The sequence below is a fragment of the Planctopirus sp. SH287 genome (assembly GCF_056500625.1).
Genome location: NZ_CM151403.1, coordinates 3930378 through 3948787 on the forward strand (window position 1 = coordinate 3930378; position 18410 = coordinate 3948787).

13 protein-coding genes are annotated in these 18410 nt (G+C 53.7%); 2 read left to right on the forward strand and 11 right to left on the reverse strand.

The features are described 5' to 3' along the window. Nucleotides 1-222: 222 nt before the first annotated feature. Nucleotides 223-1776: a sulfatase family protein gene (locus tag SH287x_RS14520; protein ID WP_479515048.1), complete on the reverse strand. Its 1554-nt coding sequence runs from the start codon at nt 1774-1776 to the stop codon at nt 223-225. A 220-nt stretch (nt 1777-1996) separates the two neighbouring features. Here SH287x_RS14520 and SH287x_RS14525 point away from each other — a divergent pair, with 220 nt between their 5' ends. Next, complete coding sequence (locus SH287x_RS14525) at nt 1997-3007, forward strand: DUF3472 domain-containing protein (RefSeq protein WP_479515049.1); 1011 nt, start codon at nt 1997-1999, stop codon at nt 3005-3007. Nucleotides 3008-3562: 555 nt separating this feature from the next. Here SH287x_RS14525 and SH287x_RS14530 read toward each other — a convergent pair. The 9 genes from SH287x_RS14530 to SH287x_RS14570 form a co-directional block, all read right to left on the reverse strand. After that, entirely contained in the window at nt 3563-4804 is a 1242-nt protein-coding gene (locus tag SH287x_RS14530) for a hypothetical protein (RefSeq protein ID WP_479515050.1), read from the reverse strand. Nucleotides 4805-4888: 84 nt separating this feature from the next. Beyond that, nucleotides 4889-6022, reverse strand: a complete 1134-nt coding sequence (locus SH287x_RS14535) for a lysylphosphatidylglycerol synthase transmembrane domain-containing protein (protein WP_479515051.1) — start codon at nt 6020-6022, stop codon at nt 4889-4891. Beyond that, the gene (locus SH287x_RS14540) at nt 6019-6501 is read right to left on the reverse strand and encodes an EVE domain-containing protein (protein WP_479515053.1); all 483 of its coding nucleotides are present in this window, start codon (nt 6499-6501) and stop codon (nt 6019-6021) included. Before SH287x_RS14540 ends, SH287x_RS14535 begins: the two co-directional genes overlap by 4 nt. 427 nt (nt 6502-6928) lie before the next feature. Further along, nucleotides 6929-7285: a hypothetical protein gene (locus SH287x_RS14545; RefSeq protein WP_479515054.1), complete on the reverse strand. Its 357-nt coding sequence runs from the start codon at nt 7283-7285 to the stop codon at nt 6929-6931. Nucleotides 7286-7954: 669 nt separating this feature from the next. Beyond that, nucleotides 7955-9127: a 5-(carboxyamino)imidazole ribonucleotide synthase gene (locus SH287x_RS14550; protein WP_479515055.1), complete on the reverse strand. Its 1173-nt coding sequence runs from the start codon at nt 9125-9127 to the stop codon at nt 7955-7957. Beyond that, the gene (gene purE / locus SH287x_RS14555) at nt 9124-9618 is read right to left on the reverse strand and encodes a 5-(carboxyamino)imidazole ribonucleotide mutase (protein ID WP_479515056.1); all 495 of its coding nucleotides are present in this window, start codon (nt 9616-9618) and stop codon (nt 9124-9126) included. The genes SH287x_RS14550 and purE overlap by 4 nt, the downstream gene beginning before the upstream one ends. Nucleotides 9619-9834: 216 nt before the next feature. Continuing rightward, the gene (locus tag SH287x_RS14560; RefSeq protein ID WP_479515057.1) at nt 9835-11145 is read right to left on the reverse strand and encodes an aminotransferase class V-fold PLP-dependent enzyme; all 1311 of its coding nucleotides are present in this window, start codon (nt 11143-11145) and stop codon (nt 9835-9837) included. Between the two features lie 298 nt (nt 11146-11443). Beyond that, a complete protein-coding gene (locus SH287x_RS14565) occupies nt 11444-11884 on the reverse strand; it encodes an iron-sulfur cluster assembly scaffold protein (RefSeq protein ID WP_479515059.1) in 441 nt (146 codons plus the stop codon). A 192-nt stretch (nt 11885-12076) separates the two neighbouring features. Continuing rightward, the gene (locus SH287x_RS14570; RefSeq protein WP_479515060.1) at nt 12077-12886 is read right to left on the reverse strand and encodes a 2-phosphosulfolactate phosphatase; all 810 of its coding nucleotides are present in this window, start codon (nt 12884-12886) and stop codon (nt 12077-12079) included. A 177-nt stretch (nt 12887-13063) separates the two neighbouring features. On the opposite strand from SH287x_RS14570, the gene SH287x_RS14575 reads away from it, so the two are divergent. Further along, nucleotides 13064-13450: a hypothetical protein gene (locus SH287x_RS14575; protein WP_479515061.1), complete on the forward strand. Its 387-nt coding sequence runs from the start codon at nt 13064-13066 to the stop codon at nt 13448-13450. 218 nt (nt 13451-13668) lie between these two features. Here the strand turns inward: SH287x_RS14575 and SH287x_RS14580 are convergent, their stop codons facing one another. Then, the gene (locus tag SH287x_RS14580; protein WP_479515062.1) at nt 13669-18210 is read right to left on the reverse strand and encodes a hypothetical protein; all 4542 of its coding nucleotides are present in this window, start codon (nt 18208-18210) and stop codon (nt 13669-13671) included. Nucleotides 18211-18410: the final 200 nt, after the last annotated feature.

Genomic DNA, 18410 nt, shown 5'->3' on the forward strand with positions numbered 1-18410 from the left:
ACTCAAAACCAGAGGCGAGGATCAAATAGCGATCCTCGTGCATTGTCGAAGTATAAAATTCGGGACTCTTCTGTTGTTTAGTCCGACAACGGAGGACGTTGCAGCGACATCACCCTTAAGACAAAGCCGTGACACGGCATTCGCCTCTGGTTTTAATTTTCAGGTCTTTGGAGAGTTAACCAACGGGAGCGGAAGCTGCCGTATTGCAACGTGATCAGAAAATCAGGAGGCGGCACGAATCTGTTTCAGAGCCGCTTCCAACTCCTTGACCTTCTCAGGGAACTGGCTGGCAACGTCATGAGTCTCCCCCGGATCGTCGTTCAAATTGAACAGCCGGTATTGGGGAGCCTGGCCGGTTTCGGTGTTGGTAGCCGCAGTGCGGGCTGGCCCTTTTCCGGGTTCAATCAGCTTCCAGGGGCCTTGTCGCAAGCTGAGCACACCGGCGTGTTCCACCAGTGTCTGCCGCCCTGTCGGCGATTGCCCCAGCAGGGCAAGCAGAACATTTTCGCTATCCCCGTGTTCTTCAACAGGAACAAGTTGTCCAGCCAGCTTCCCAAGAGACGCGAGAAAATCAATCTGGCAGACAAGTGCCTGCGAAGTTCCCGGCTTGATCACACCGGGCCAGCGCGTGATGAACGGCACACGCGTCCCTCCCTCGAATGCACTGTATTTACCCCCACGCCATGGGCCAGCCGGTTTGTGATCACCCAGTTTTTTAACGGCTTCATCAAGATAACCATCATCCACGACCGGGCCGTTATCACTGGTGAAGATCACCAGAGTGTTGTTGTCAATTCCCAGTGATTTGAGCTTTTCCATCACCTGGCCAACGCACCAGTCCATTTCAACAATGACATCACCACGCGGCCCCATGCCAGTGCTTCCCACAAACCGGGGATGCGGCAACCGGGGAACGTGAATGTCATGCAGTGAAAAGAACAGAAAAAAAGGCTGTTCACTCTTTTTAGCCTGATGGTCGTCCAGAAATTTCAACGCCCGGTTGGTAAAGACATCCGCCATCTCCTGATCGTTCCACAGCGCAGACTTTCCTCCGGTCATATAGCCGATGCGACTGACGCCATTGATAATCGTCATGTCGTGGCCGTGACTGGGCTTCATCACCGTAAGTAATTCAGGGTGCGATTTTCCGGTGGGAAGGCTGGGATCAATGGGTTTGCCGAACTGCACTGTGATCGGATCATTCGGGTCAAGATTCAGTACACGATCCTGATCCACATAGACGCAGGGAACACGGTCACCCGTCGCAGCCATGATGAACGACTCATTAAAGCCAACCTGCAGTGGCCCCGGCTTGATGGAGCCGTTCCAGTTGAGATCGGCGTCACCCAGACCCAGATGCCACTTCCCAACAACACCAGTGTGATATCCCGCATTCTGCAATGTCGTTGCCAGCGTCCGGCGGCCCGGTTGAATGATCAGTCGCGCATCGCCGGGAAGGACACCTGTCCCTTTTTTCCGCCAGGCATACTCTCCTGTCAACAGGGCATAGCGGGACGGGGTGCACGTCGCCGAGGGGGAATGACCATCGGTGAAGTTCAATCCTTCTTGAGCAAGCCGATCAATGTTCGGCGTCTTAACTCGCGTGGCGCCGTTGCAGCCAATATCGCCAAAGCCCAGATCATCCACATAAATCAGCACAATATTTGGAGTGGCCTTCACCTCCGGCGCTGCCAAAGCGGACGACAGGGCCAATCTATCCGCAACGACCAAAGCCATGGCGGTCATCAGGAGAGTGAGAACTCGAGCAACTGACATACGCGACCTCTTCAAAAGTTTTAGCAGTAAAGCCCGGTAGAATTTCTGAGTAAAATCAATCTACGGGGATCTCGGTGCGAAAACACCCCTCCTCATCTGTTTTCTGTCTCCGTTTTGCCGTTGATCTGACATGAACGCCACGACAATTCAATTGACATCCTGCGCCTGTGCGACCAGAGTGATTTTGAGATTGATTTCCCACTCGCGTTGAGGTTCGGTGATGACGTTCATAATAGCCCGGTTGTGTTCTTCTCATCAGTTGCTGACTCGATGCACTGCTGCCTGGCTATTGATGACGGGTCTGTCATTCGCCAAAGACGGGCCAGGCGTTCTCCAGACTTCAGCCGAAAAAACTCCTCTCTCCGCCGAGCAACCCGGTTCCGATGAAATGGCCAAAGCGGCAGGGGTCACTCTTCCTTCGCTTCCCTGGCACACGGCCAACATCTGGTGGGAACTCGATCACGAGACGGATGACTTCACCATACTGGAGCAAACGGTCACGATTGATCGGGATGTACCCTCAACGATGAATCTTTACATCGCCCCAATGGGAGTGGCGATGATCAGTGGAATGCAGTGCTACGGCGGCATTCAAACAAACATCAATGGCTGGGCCAGTAAGGAAAGTCGCGAGCGGGTCTTCCCCGGAAAGGGAGCCATCTTCTCGCGATGGTCAAATGACAAAAAAACACCGATCGGGCTGGATCACGTGCGTGTGGCGGGTGAGAACTGCCTCGTGGAAAGTGCCGGGTATGAAGGAGAGTTCGCCAGTGTCCGCCGCCCTCTGGAATGGACAAAGGGAACCTATACCTACCGAATCAAGAAGGGCGAGACAGAAGTCATCGACGAGAAACCACACACATGGTTCACCTGCGAAGTCGAGACCAAAGATTGCTGCTCAACAACGATTGGAAGCTTGAGGTTTGAAGGAGAGACGTTCAAATTCTGGCCACGGCAATCGGCCTTTGTTGAAGTTTATAGCACACGAAAGATTCCTCGTTCGCGCATTCCCGCCGTCGAAGTGACTTTTGGCTGGCCACGCATAAACGGTCAACCCGTTAAGCTCAAGCGGGCGCATGCCTTTTATCCCAACAAGAAGCCCACCGGCAGCCCGGACTGCGCGAATGTCATCGCAAGTGGCAGCGATTGCGTCGTCAAGTTGGGGCCTATCTTTGTGCGGGACAAATCACAACGCCGCCATGACCTGGCCATCACACCGCCAACCGACTGATACGGATCCCAGGTTTTCACGGAGCCTTGTATGCCTTGCTTGCGGCTTTGAGAGTAAACATGCCTTACGCATGTCTCAACGCGCCATTGATTTCTGGAAAGCGTATCAGAAACACCGCTTTCTGGCGGCGTAAGACCCATTCGCGGATGAACGATTGACCCTCATACGCCGCCACAAGCCCCGCAAGGGGACGCAAGGGGAAACCCTCGCCCGCGCAGGCGGGAGAGGGTGGCACGCAGTGCCCCGGGTGAGGGATTTTCCAATGGACGTTATCAGTAGAGAAGCGTGCCTGGGTAACTATATCGCATCGCAGATGTAGTGATCGCTATTTAAGCTTCGGCTCACCCTCACCCAGCCTCTCCCATCGGAATGAGAAAGGAGTAAATCAATCACCCCCACCCCCAACAAGAACCACCGCCCTGGCGGCGTAAGACCCATTCGTATATCAACAACCGACCTTCATACGCCGCCACAAACCCCGCGAGGGGGCGGCGTAAGACCCAAACGTGGATGAACAACTGACCCCATACGCCGCCACAAGCCCCGATAGGGGGGTTAGTGTTGGAGGGTGGAGGCGGCAAGGCTCATTTGAGGGGCTAAGTCGCGTTCCCAGTCGTTCTGGGGGCGAACGACTGTGCGGACGAGAGCAGGCAAAGTTCGGGTGACATTCACAGACTTGCGTTCGCGAACAAGGACACCAGAAGACACAAACTTCTGGTCAAGGTTCAGAGGCCGGGCTAATGGCTTTTCCATCGAATGAATCGGTGTGAATTCCGTAGGGGCTGGTGTCTTGATCGAGCTGTTCCCTGTGTCCGGGGCGACCTTTTCTGCATCGGCAGGAGGCGTTGGCTTTGGAGTCGAGTTCCCGGACTCAGTAGCGGCTGGCGTCTCGTAATTCGGGCGTAAAGATCCCCCAAAATCACTTCCACCTGTGCCTGGCTCTGTCGTGGGAGCAGGCCGCCTCATGGGAGGCATGGGGGTCGATGCTCCTGAACCAGCAGCAGGCTCTGTCGTTCGTGAGGGAGTGAACAATTCCCTTCCCATTGGTTCTCGCCCCATGGGGTCACGGCCGACTGGGGCTGTGAAACGGTTTTGAGAACCATTCGCAGGATCCACCATGGGAGGATCAGTACCAAGGTCACGTGGAACAAAGCCGTCGCGTTCAGGTGTCGAGCGAACCGGCGGCATCGGTGTGCTCCCGCTCATGGGGTCTTCAAAGGTATTGCGGGCTGGTGGCGTGTACCTGTCTCGCGGAGTGATCGGTTCGTAAGTGCTGGGGCGATCATCGCGAACGGGCGGAGCAGGGTTGGGACGAGTCGGATTGGCACGTGGCGGATTAGGATCAGCAATGGGTGTGGGAGTGCCTGAGGGGGCCATGTTCGTGGTGCAGTTACCGTTGGCACAATTGCCATTGGGACAGTTGGTTCCACAATTCCCATTGAAACAGCCTCCCGCACAGGCATTCCCACAGGGACTGCAAGTATCGCAGGAAGCCACGGCATAATTAGCGGTCTGGCAGCTGTTGCAGGAATTTCCTACCCAGCCGTAATTACTTGTTGTCGGATAGCTCTGTGGCCCTCCGAAGTAATATGTGGCCCAGCCGCCATCGCCAGGAACCGAGGAATAACTCGGTGCATAACTTGTACGGTAACTTCCATAGTATTGGCCTGCATCAGCTGGTGAGGCAATAGCCATCACACTGTAAATGCAAGCAGTCACCATGGCCCATGGGTGTCGAACAAAATTCATATCGCGATCCCGGTTGTTGAAACCGCGAACGGCATATGGTGCGTCCACCCAGTTCCCTGACGCAAGCCGCGTGTCCGTAACTCCCACAGACGCCCCTAGCTCCGCCAAGGGCCGCAATCTCAAACATCCGTTCTAGCGTGATGTTGACGGCCCTGTCAACGAGGGGGATTCCGTTGGGCTTATGGAATTTGACATTTGTGGTGGCGCGGCAGGTCTTATTGTGTCTGAAGTTTCCGGATCTTCGATTGGAGCTAAAGAATTCAGCTCTTTCCGGGCCGCAAAATAATAGATCAAACCCACCGCAGCGATGGCCACTTGAATCACCCGGCTGGTAATGGCCATCAGCAATCCATTGCCAGCCGCTCGAGAAATCGCCTCGACATCGTGAGGGTCGACCGTCAACGAATAAAACGCCTTGATCGCGCCCTCTAAGGCACCCATTCCTCCGGGCGTGGGAATCAGGACTCCAAAAACTTCTGCCGCAGGGATAAACCGCAGGTGCGCGACCAGATCAGGAATCGGGTCGTCTCCCCGAATGGTTTCCGCGCAAAGATAAAACGACAGCAGCATCGCCAGATGACCAAAAATACTGATGATCACACACGCAATAATCGTCGGTGTCTGATTTTTATAGAGCGTGGCGGCTTGAAAGAGTTGGTGAGCAAGATTCCCGCCCACCGGAAATTTGCTGAAAAAGACATCCCATTTCCAATAGTGAAGATAAGGAAGCTGAATGACGAGAAGTCCCAGCACACCGGCAGCAGCGGCGACCCAGGTCAGCGTCATAATCAGTTGTAACTGGGGATTAAAAGGAATTTCCGTCGGAAGAAAGGCCGCCCCCGCACCCACAATGGTCAGCGCAATCAACCCCAGAATGCGATCATAAATCACTGACGCCGCAGCGGCTGGGCGACGCTCGGGGTGATCTTTCGCAAGAATCATCCCCTTGATGACATCCCCCCCAACAGCACCTGGCCCGACATAATTGCACATCAGCCCCAACGACCCCAGGCGAAAGGCTTCTTTGAGATTCATCGGCAGGTCAACGGCTCGAACCAGCAGATGCCAGCGAAGAAATGTCAGCACAACACCACTCGCACTGGTGATTAACGCCAGCACAAAAAAATCCCAGCGGATTGTCCGCTCACTGAGATTTGACAGATTCTCCCAGTTGGAACGCACCAGCCAGGTCATCAGAGCGGCGGCCAACAACCATTTCAGCCAGAACCAATGGGTTTTGAACCAGTGAATCGGCAGCCACTTCACGGGCGAACTCCCGCAAGTTGATGAACGGCCAACCATTCCGCTTTAGTGACTGGTTGAATGGAAAGTCGCATGCCTCGCTTCATCACCAGCATTTCGGCGCAGGTCGGATCAGAGGCTAACTGCTGACGGGAGATCACTTCCGGAAATTTCTGTAAAAACTGGACATCAACCCCCACCCAGCGAGGGGCCTCCTGCGGGCTTTTGACATCAAAATTAGGGCTTTGAGGATCAAACTGCTTTGGGTCAGGATAGCCCGCTCGAACGACCTTCATACTGCCAGCCACACCCAGTGGTTCCTCACGGCTGTGATAGAACAAAACCAGATCCCCAACACGCACATCATCACGCAGGAAATTCCTCGCCTGATAATTGCGCACGCCATCCCATAAAGCCGTTTGTTGGGGCGAGTTCGCCAGATCATCAATGGAGAACGCGCTGGGTTCTGACTTGAACAGCCAATACCTGAGTTTTAATGCCATGAACCGCAAGGTTCCTTATAAACATGGCCCACGAAATGAGAGGCTCACTCATCGCGGTTAACGCAAACGACGACCGTCCCACGGAAAATCTGAAGATGTTTATCTGTTGTGAATTCTGGTTCTCGCTCTGATCATTTTGTCAAAAAACAATCCCCCAAATCCCCCGCAAAGAAAACCCTAGTGCATTGTCAAAGCTTAAAAGTAGGGTTCAACAGGTTGTTAAGTCCGACAACGGAGGACGTTGCGGCGACGTCAACCCGAAAACAAAGCCGTGACACGGCACTTGTCAGGACATTCATCGGAATTTGATAAAGATTGTTTTTGCAAAGACTTTACAAAGTGAAAGTCCGCTGCATCCACGTATAAAAAAACAGCCCCCAATCGCCAAAGCCTTTGGGAGCTGTCAATTCTTCAATCATCATTGTAACTAAGCAGGGTTCTTGCCGGGAAGTTCCCCTGCCTTGATCAGATCACCAAAAGTCTTCCCTTCAGTGGAACTCTTGGCAGGTTCAACCTTCTTGAGCGCAGCCTTAATGGCCTCTGCGTCCTTGACGTTCTTGGCACCCAGTGCATCCTTCATGGCTGTGCCGAAATCGTTGGTGTTTTTCTTGCTCTCACCAAAGTGACAAACCCCGCACTTCACACCACCGGCCTTATCAGCAAGCTTGACGTAAGTGTCCTTGAAGGCAGTCAGGTAAGGCGGGCGGGCTTCAGCCGTACTGCTGCAAACAAGAGCGGCTGTCAGGGCGGCACAGCTGGCCAAGGAGATCCACGTCGAACGCATTGATGCTTTCCTCTCGTACGAAAATGGCTGGTCGGACTCTGGCAGGAACCGATGGCTGAAGCAATCAGCATTGGTCGAATGCGGAAGTGAATGAGCACCAGATCAAACTGAGAAACTCCATCGAAATTCGCAACCATCGGCGACCAGACCGTCGCCAACTGGAAGGATTTCTTAAGTCTCTCAACTTCTCTGGACACTCAGCCGCAAAACACGACATCGGCATTAGAAGATGAGATCTTCATCATGTCAATTCCCTACTGGCGACTTTACAGCAGAAGTCGTACCAATAATCCGGGCAAATGACGAACATCAGGATTTCATGGCCTTCGCCCAGCCAAACATCCACACGAAATCACAGGAGGCGTCGCCGAATGATCTCACCATATGTTCAAAATGACGGCACGCCACTGTATCCATAGGCCAGGCAGCTTGAAACCTGGGCATTGTCAAATGCTTAAAAGCAGAGTTTGAACAGGTTGTATAGTCCAATACCAAAAGACGTTGCGGCGACATCAACCCGAAAAAAAGCCGTGACACGGCACTTGTCATCGCCAAACACGATTAACACCCACTTGAATACAGCCAGCCGCTATGGCAAGCAGAATTGAAGCCAGAGGGCTTCATCCCTGCATTTGACTTACCCCCACTATCTCTCAATCGGCCTGCCACTTAATCGGCAGGGGTCATCAGGCGTATCCGGGCTTCCCTGACGGTTTTTTCGGCAACAATCGGCGATTCTCCCAATGAGGTCAAGTGGCCCATTTTCCGCCCCGGACGAGCTTCTTGTTTCCCATAAAGGTGCAGTTTGACACTCGGAAGTTGAAAGGCATCAGCCCAATTGGGAACCCCTCCAAGTCCTGGAGCCATCCAGACATCACCCAGCAGGTTCGCCATAGCGCACGGGCCATGGGACTGATGTGATCCCAGCGGCAGACCGCAAATCGCTCTGACCTGTTGCTCAAACTGGCAGGTCACATGGCCGTCAATCGTCAAGTGTCCCGAGTTATGCGGCCTGGGAGCAACCTCATTGATCATGACCTCGCCCGAGGTTGTCACAAACAGTTCCACACAAAGAACTCCCGTAACATCCAGCGCCATCGTCGCCTGACGCGAAACCTCAAGAGCGGCTTGCTCAACTTTCTCAGACAAGCCTGCCGGGAACGTGGTCACATCGAGAATATGGTTCGAGTGCTGATTACGAAATGGCCCGTAAGTCGCCGTTTCACCCGATGGCCCACGAGCCACGATGACTGAGACCTCACATTCATAGTCAATAAAGGCCTCCAGAATCGCTTCATCGGTCTTCAGACTTTCCCAGGCGGTTGCCGCACTCTCGGGAGACTTGATGATTGCCTGGCCTTTACCATCATATCCCCAGGCCGCGGTCTTCAGCACGGCAGGGGTCTTTAGCTCCGCCAGCGCCGACTCCAGTTCTTCCAGACTTGTCACCCGGCGAAAGGGAGTGACAGGCAGCCCACGCGAGGCAAAAAAAGACTTCTCACGAAACCGATGCTGAGTCGTATGCAGCACATTGCCACCCGGCCGCACAGGGCAATACCGGTCGATGATGTTTGTCGTAGCAGACGGAACATTCTCAAATTCAAAGGTGACAACAGAGACACTCTGTGCAAACCGGGCAACAGCATCCAGATCATCATATGCCGCTTGAATTTCGACATCAGCCACCTGCCCCGTGGGTGTATCGTCATCAGGCGAAAGGACATGAACCCGGTAGCCCAGCCTGCGGGCAGCAATCGTAAACATGCGGCCCAACTGACCACTTCCAAGAACGCCCAAAGTCGCACCGGGAAGAATGGGTTGAGGGCGTTGAATCCCACTCATGGAAGCGTCTCGGAAAGGACTTTATTGCGTTGATCGTCGTGAAACTGATGAAGTTGCCGGGCCAGATCAGGAGAGTTAATCGCCAGAATCCGTAAAGCGAGTAAAGCCGCATTCTTGGCGCCCGCTTCACCAATCGCCAGCGTGCCAACAGGAATACCACCGGGCATCTGCACAATCGAAAGGAGTGAATCCAATCCTTGCAAGGCCCGGCTCTGCACAGGAACTCCCAGCACCGGCAGGATCGTCTGGCTGGCCACCATCCCCGGCAAATGAGCCGCTCCCCCCGCGCCAGCAATAATCACCTTCAGGCCACGCTCTTCAGCCGATCGGGCGTATTCGCACATCCACTCGGGAGTCCGATGAGCTGAGACGATTTTCTTCTCAAAAGCCACACCATACTGCGCCAGAATTTCGGTGGCGTGACGCATGGTCTCCCAGTCCGACTTGCTCCCCATAATGACGCCGACTTCAGGCGTGGGATCAGAGTTCATGCACAGATTCCTTGCATGGGTCAAAAAGAGGTGACCCTGCACTAAAAGGTCAGCTTCCCACTCCGAGGTCTGTTCGCAGTCTCGGAAACTAAGAAAAAGGAATCCTAACGGGGAAAAACGTCAGGGCCAATCCAGTCAGCTGAGATTGTGATTGCAGAAAATGTCACGACAGAACGGCTTCAAAGAAAAAGCCGATCGCCCTCTCACTGGCAGATTTCAAGAGGATCTCGCTTCTCGGGAGCGGGGCCGGGAACGTCGCTGAAAGACCTCGATCGATTTTTCCATGCCGACCGCCAGATGCTCAATTTCCTCGGGTGTGTTATAGAACGCAAAACTGGCGCGAGCAGTGGCCGCAACACCAAAAAGCTCATGCAGCGGCATCGTACAGTGATGACCTGCACGGATCGCAACCCCTTGCCGATCCAGCAGATCAGCCAGATCATGGGCATGAACCCCATCAATTGTCAGACTGACAATTGCCCCTTGATACTGAGAATCGGGGCCATAAATTTTCACGCCAGGGATTTCTGAAAGCCGCTTGCGGGCTAACGTCAGCAGCGTGTGCTCATAGGCCGCAATATTCTCCATTCCAACCGCTTCAAGATAGTCCACCGCGGCTCCCATGCCCGCCGTCTGCACAAACGGAGCCGTCCCCGCTTCTAACCGTGCTGGCAGATCCGCCCATGTGGATCCTGCCTTCGTGACCTCTCGAATCATATGGCCACCACCAAACAGTGGCTCGATTTCCTCGAGAGCATCCAGCTTGCCGTAAAGAATCCCTAAACCCGTTGGCCCAAGCAGCTTGTGACCTGAAAACGCCAGGAAATCAACCGCCGGTGTTTGAACATTGATCGAGCTGTGAGCCGCGCTTTGAGCCGCATCAACAAAGATCCGGGCGCCCACCTGATGGGCCGCTTCCGTCAAAATTTGGAGCGGATGAATCGTCCCGGTGACATTCGACATCCCCGCCACAGCGACGAGCCGCGTGTGAGGCGTGAGGAATTCTCCCAGCCGGGAAATATCCAACTGCCAATCAGCAGTGAGTGGCAGATAACGGATCGTTGCTCCAGAGGCCTGTGCCGCCATCTGCCAGGGAACAAGATTGGCGTGATGTTCCATTTCATTGAGCAAAATTTCATCGCCAGGACGCAGTCTTCGGGCCGCCCAGCCATGTGCCACCAGATTGGCTGACATCGTGGTTCCCGATGTAAAAATCACCTGATCAGGAGTCGCAGCACCAATGAACCTCGCAATTTTCTCCCTGGCGAGTTCCATCTCAGTCGTCATGCGGTCGCCAAGAGCATGAATGCCGCGATGGACGTTCGAGTTATACTGTTCATAGACTTCCACCAGCTTGTTAATGACCAGACGCGGCTTTTGCGAAGTCGCCGCTGAATCCAGATAAATCAGCGGCTGATCACCATGCACATTCTGATGCAGGATCGGAAAATCCTGTCGCAGACGGCAGACCTCTTCTTGCGTCAGCCCGGGGCCGGAAACAGTGTCGGCAGGAATTTCCGTCATCATGCAGTGCCTAATCGTCGAAAGTCTGTCGGCAGGAGTGAATCATGTCGGCCAATAATACCCGACGTGTTGCGCAATCTCTGCCAATCTTAGTGGAGCTTCAATCCTGATTTGACAGGTTAAGCAGTGGGTGATGAGCAGGCCAGCGAGCCTGCGGACAAGTTCAATAACCTGTCAGGACAAAGTGGTCGTACCACTAGTGCGTTGTCAAAGTATAAAATTCGGGTCTCTTCTGTTGTTAAGTCCGACAACGGAGGACGTTGCGGCGACATCAACCCGAAGACGAAGCCGTGACACGGCACTAGCGGGGGTGGTTGACCGGTGCAGAAGACGGCGCCTGTGTTTCCCCAGACTTGGCAGTTTCTTCATGGGAGTAAACCAGCGTCTTCAGGACCTTGAAAGCCAGTAATCCGCATTTCTGCCGACTCGCCGTCAAAGGCACCTTCAGCAGATTGAGCATGTCCTGCCCTTGCATCTGTCGCAGTTCATCAACTGATTTCCCTTCGATATGCTCGCAGAGAATCGAAGCGCCTGCCTGGCTGATGGCACAGCCTCTCCCATGAAACCACGCTTCTTCAACAGCATCACCACTGAGTTTTAATTGCAGCGTCACCTGATCACCGCAGAGCGGATTACGATCTGTATGTGAACAAGTCGCACAGTCCAGATTCCCGCTATGGTAGGGCGACTCAAAGTGGTCGAGAATGTAATCGTCATACAGCTCGTCGAGTCGGTCGCTCACAATCCATCCTCAGAATAAAAAGCACAAACAGTTTTTCACATTCTATGATGCGAAAAACCTGAGTCCAGAGCCAGCCACCCTTTTCCTCGACTTTCTCATGACATAAGTCACTTCAACCAAAGCCGCAGGCCGCCCCTGAAGTCACTGCCAGCGGGATTGAAATTCCCATCGACCACAGAATATCAACCAAAGTCACTCAATCGTAATCTGGCCGGTAGCCGCATTGAACTCCGGGACTGAGCAAAACAAATCCAGCATCGCGGCTCGGTCGACCTGCTGTTCAAATCCCAGCCGCAGACAATTGCGTCCACCGAAGCTGCCGCGAACCGCCTGGTTGAATGTCGCTGAGTCTTGAGAGCAATTTCTGTAAGCAGGCAACACCAACTGCAACTGATCGTCTGTTTGATCAAAGGTTCCGGAGGGAGACAACTCCAGCAGCTTTTGAGCGATGGCTCCCGCGCACAGTGCGTCTTCCATCGAAACTTTACGGCGAGTTCCCGCACAAACCAGATGAACAGGCGCGTCCACAGCCAGCAACTCTTTCACCACCGCCGAGAGATTTACAAACGCACCAATGAGAATCCGGGAAGCCGCTTTGGAGTGTTCAAGAGCCGCTGTTCCATTGGAAGTCGTAAAGACAATGGTCTTGCCGGCCACTTTTTCAGAAGTATAAGCAAACGGGTTGTTATCGAGATCAAAACCGCTGATGAGCACTCCCTCGCGCTCACCTCCCAACAGAGAGCTTCCTTGGGGCAGGGCCGCTGCCACCGCCCGTGCCTGTTCCACATCCGCCACCGGGATAATCGCTTTGGCACCATTCTCCAAAGCATGCACCATCGTGGTGGAGGCACGCAGAATGTCGAGAACGACGACGATCCCCCCAGCCACTTCGGAAGGAGCAAACAACTGCGGCACAAGATGAACAAACAAGGAGCGTTTCATCCCCCGATGATAGCCATTCCCGGGCATCACAACCACGACTTGCAAGAGAATCGACTTCAAGCAACATTGTGGAAATGGTGGGAGGGGCCGCATCCTCACGATCTGAAAAGTCTTGACTCATTGAGCCAAGTCGTACGGCTCAAGGTAAGTGATGGATAAAAGACAGCGGCTTTGAGCAAGCCTGTTCCGGTGTAGTGTACCAGCCCAATAACAACGTCCCCATTTCTTGAAGGAACGATGATGAGAATCTTGAAAATCGAATCACGGGGACTGCTGGCAGCGTTGTCCCTGTTCAGCTTCGGGTGTGGTGCGGCACAAAGCCCTGCCCCCACAATGCCCGCCGCCAACTCTCATGCCATCATCAGTAACGATCCCTCAGAAATCGAAACGAGCCTGGCTTCGCTGAGTGCTGAAGACCGCCTCTTAGCTGAAGCTCAGGGTTACTGTGCCGTTTCCAGCGAACCACTGGGATCAATGGGCACACCTCCCAAGTTGATGATCAATGATCAGGCGGTGTTCATCTGCTGTAAGAGCTGCGAACGAAAAGCCAAGGCCAACCCTGACCAGACGATTGCCAAAGCAGAGGAACTCAAAGCCAAAGTTCTGGCAGAACATCGACCGTAATCTGCTTTCCAGTAATACGCATTCCCATTGGAAATAGCGCTCTGTGTGCCATGCTTGCAGCTTTGGGGGGCAAGCATGTTATTGCGATCGTCAACGCGCTATTTCAAGTGGCGATTCGTATAAAACATCGCTTCAAGAAACACAGCACCTCAAAAATGGCACAAGGCCACCGGGACTCACTCCCGATGGCCTTGCACTGCACTCATACCGCCAACTGGTTATGGCGTAAACGGGTTGCCTGGCGAAGCGTCGTAGTCCAGTGGAAACGTAGGATTCGGCCAGCCAGAACTGAACCTGAAGTTCGCCAGCGAGAAGTTGAGCGGAACGTTTTGAGGCCCAAAGGTGCCATTAAAGCTGTTGCCACCTTCGTTGACCTGGAACAGTTGCACCAGTCGATTCGGGTTGTAATTCGGGCCAGTGAACGGATCAAGTGTCGCTTCGTATTCCTGGATCGCAAACTCAGATGGATACAATGGGTTACCATTATTGATACTGCTTCCAGTGTTTCCAAAGAACCGCAGATCAAGTTGAGCCGTGTCGTCGAGATAGACCGTATCAAGTGCTGGGGCTGTGACAGGAGGCGGAGTGGCCGGTTTGTCGACTGCCCCCCCGCCGACAGATGACGTTCGTAGGAACGACGCCGTTCGGAAGTCGGACAACAGGTTGCCAGTGAAGGTGTTCCCGCTGACATCAGCCTGCACATAAGACGAGGTGCTGATCCGCATGAACAGACCATCGCCTCCAGCCAGTTCGTCTCCAGCGGCCCCGTTGAACTGAACGGTATTGTTCGTGAACTGGAAGTAAGTATTGTTCCGTGTTTCCAGATTCATGAACGGGCTGAAAATCACGTTATCGATCGTCGTGCCAATGGCGCTGCCACCTCCTGCGGGGTTATAGACACCGTTAGCATTATTTTGCCCGGGGAGCACGTTGTTCGGGTTATAAACGGTGGCTGGCGGTGCATCGGCAAAGTTGCCTTGCAGCCTGCGGAAATCGCCAGCACCTGCATCAGCGTTGAACAGGACTCCGTTCCCGCCATTGTTCTGAATCGTTGAACTATCGATGACAATAAAGTTTTCGTTATTACCGCGAAGATCGAATTCAATCCCCTCGTCCCCATTTCCTCCAATCACACTGCCGTTGGCGATAATGACTTCGAGGTCATTCGGCAACAAGGGGGCGGTTGAAGTTTCACGAGCCCTGGTCGTAACGTTAATACCGTCTAAACCATTGTCAAGGATATCGGCATTGTTGAGATAGAGGCCCCCGGAACCAAGGGTTCCTGTGACCACTGGATCATTACCCTCCGGCAAGTCCTGCCCCACAACCAGATTGATACCGTCACCCAGGTTGTTCTGAACGACAGTGTCGAGACCGCCGACACCAACATTGATGACCGCATAGCCATCAGCAATCACGTTGGCCCGGATACCATCTCGCTTATTACCTAGTGCCCGAGTCGACCCACCGATCGTAGCATCGTAGACACTGATGATCACACCACCAGTGTCAACATCAGCACCGATCCCATCCAGCGCGTTGTTCTGGATAAGCGTTTCTGGGCCGCCCAATGCTCCGTCGCCGACCACAAGAATATCGGCATAACCCAAGGCTTCGACAGCAATCCCGGAACCGGTGAGGTTATTCGAGATGTTTGTGGCACCATCGATTGCAGAGATCTGGGCAAAGATATCGGATTCAACACCGATGCCATCTTCTGCGAAGAAGAAGATGCCGTTGACGCCGTTTCCATTGACGTCAACATTATCAAACACCGAGCGGTTCAGTCCCAGGGAATCACCGAACTGCGAACCATTGAGTGTGGTGACGCTCACGCCGTTCTGGATATTCTGATTGAATGTCGAGGAGATGACAGTGGCAATCAGCATCGCATCGGCATTGCCGACAGTCTCCAGACCATTTCCAGTATTGCTGTTGACCTGCGTATCGCTGATGTACAGCTCATTCGGCGTGCCCGAAAGTGGCTGGTTAATATCTCCGGGGCCGCTACCAGTGTAGTTGAACGAAATACCGTCATCCAGGTTTTGTGAAAAGGTCGACAGTCGGGTGTTCGCAGTATTGGAGTCAGTAACGTTCACCGTCATCAGTGACGCATCAAACCGATTGGCCTGGAGACCATCCCCGGTATTCACACGAGCCGCCACTTGATCGAAGTTGGCCAGGATACGCGAGTTGATCCTTGAATTCAGCACAATACCATTGGCATTGTTATCCAATGTCGACTGGTTTCCAGGCGGCTGTGGGAGTTCATTAAAGTTCGGGTCATCCGGGCTGGCAACAGTCAATGTCAGGAACGAGGTGTTTGTGGCACTTGCGTCCAGACCATCACCCTGATTGAAACTGCTGGTCAGGTTATTGAACCAGGCATCCACAATTGAGTTATTAGTAAGAGCGATATTGACCCCGTCACCGGTATTGAAGCCGGAGGAACTGCCCGTGTTGTCACGGTTGCTCAGGAAGTCCATCTGCCCTTCGTTGCTGCCCCGAATCGCAATCCCGGCTGCCGAGTTCTGAGTCGCAATGTTGTCAGCAGAACTCACCTGCATCACTGGCGAGCCAGCGGCACCTCCGGCCGAATACATGAACCCGTTTTCATTTTCCGTCGCCGTATTTCCAACCACAACCGCAGTCAGGTCCGCAGAACCGGCGGTCTCCAGGAACAGACCAGCATTCTCGTTGCCCGTAAACTGGTTGCTGGCATCCGTGGCCCCGATAATCAGGTTGGCAGTCCCCGCGAGAGCTTCAAAGTGCAAGCCATTGGAATCAGTCGCTGGCACCCCATCGCCATTGTTGGCAAACGTGTTGTTATAAATCCCGGCGTCAACATTTCCCCCAGCAGCTGAGATCTCAATCGCCAGACCGTCGCCGTTGTTTTCTGAGAAGATGTTGTCAGTAATCAGGAATCCATTGGCAGGATTATTGAAATTGAGATTTCCGCCTTCGGCTCTCAGCACAAATCCGTCGTCACCATTGCGAGTGGTTCCCACCGTGCTGTTATTGACCAATGACCCCGAAATGGTGCCGCCAGCGGTGGAAACCATTTCAAAACCATCATCGCCGTTGCCAAAAGCAAAGTTGTCCGAGACAGCAACTTCCAGCGCACCATTGGATCTGACATGCACACCATCGACCGAATTATTGCGGAAGGTGTTCTCAGTGAACTGGCTACCGAAGTCACCCGTTCCGGTCAAATTATCCAGAAAGACACCGTTGGCGCCGCCGCTGATCACGTTGCGATCAATGCGAACGTCGAAGTTATTCAGGCCAGCAATGCCATTGGTACCGGGCCGGGACTGGATGTCGAAGCCCGAAATATCGAACTCGCCATCACCAGCGGTCAGCGTGACAACATTCCCCGGTGCTGTATTAGTCAGCACAGGGAGTACACTCCCAGGGCCTGTGTAGCCGGGAAGAATGAATGTTCCACCGCCCTGAGAAGCATCAATGGCGACCGTGTGCTCGACACTGGTGCTCCAGAGCCGCTGAGTGTCATTTCCTGCAACAGGATTAATCAGCGTGATGCCGGTGTCCAGGTTTGTGCTGGTGCCATCAGCTCGAGGGCGGACGTAGATGAAATCGACATCCCCTTTGTTTGCCTGGAGATTGGTGTAATCGAGCAGACTTCCGTACTGATTCTCGAACGTACCGTCTCCGGGGCCGATCAGATTGGGATCAATATGAGCCACGAAGTAGGGATTACCATCCTCGGGATCAATCGCAACTTCTTGAGTGACGATCAGTCGTTCTTCAACTGTAACGCGATAGTTACGCATCACAGGATCACGCAGTCGCTGACGAACCGGCTTTTCCCGTGCCCAGCGGCTGGGGAAGCCATTGGGAATATCGGCAATGATCTGAATCTGAGCGTTCGTTCCAAAGGTATGGTCATCTGTGATCGTGACGTTGATCGTCAGATCTTCATTCACACGCTGCTGGAAACGACCGCTCACGCCGGTAAAGCTACCGACATCGGTGTTCGCGTAATAATACATCCCGACATAGCCGCTCATTCCGTAGCGGCCAAGAATCGGGAATGGCCCCCCGACTTCGGTATCGAAGCCTTTATAGGCACTGTCAAATTGACGGCCGCGGTTCAACAGGATGAAGTTATCCTGGAATCCGCCTGCACCAATAATGGAATCCGAAATCAGCTCATTGTCTTCAACCGGCAGGTAACCGTTGACGCGCCAGTCAAGGTAACGGCCAATCGATTCAAAGCTGATACCAAGCTGATTGAAGGCTTGACGATGCCCGTTGTCAAAGTCGTACCAACCCGAAACACCGAAGATCCGGTCGAATTCAGGGACATACTTGCGGTAACCCACACCGACGTTGGCACCACCTTTGCCGCCATTGGTCATCAGACCGCGAATGTCGGTGAAGATCAACGAGTTTTCATCGGTGAAGTAGGGGAGAAACCCACTGATGCTCGTATAGCCTTCGTCATAGCCATATAACTGGCCACCACGGGCATCAACGCGGAAGATGGGATTGAAAATCTCATCAACGGTACGGAACCCCGGAGGCACCTGATTTCCAGGTGTTCGGGCGACCCCGTAAGGGGCAGGCTCGGGACTGGGAGCCGAGAATGTGGCCACCCCCGGAACTTCTGAATCACGAACCTCGGGTGAAAAATCATCCGAAATTCGGACAGTTCCGGTCTCCTGCGCTTGGGCTTGTCCGGCTACGGCGCCGCACACTGCCAAACCACACAGGAATCGTTTCGTTAAAACGTTCATCGGCTGCTCCAGCATCCTGCCAGATCGAGTCGTCGTTCATGGCTGCAACACGTGCGATCGACCAAAGCGACCTTTGGTATCGGGCGTAGCGACTTTGACGCTATTCGCACTTGTCCTGTTTATTCGGCCTGTACCCGACAGCGGGTTGAGAGTTTGTGACGTCAATATCAGGCATTTCGACACATCCGGAAAACTCAAAC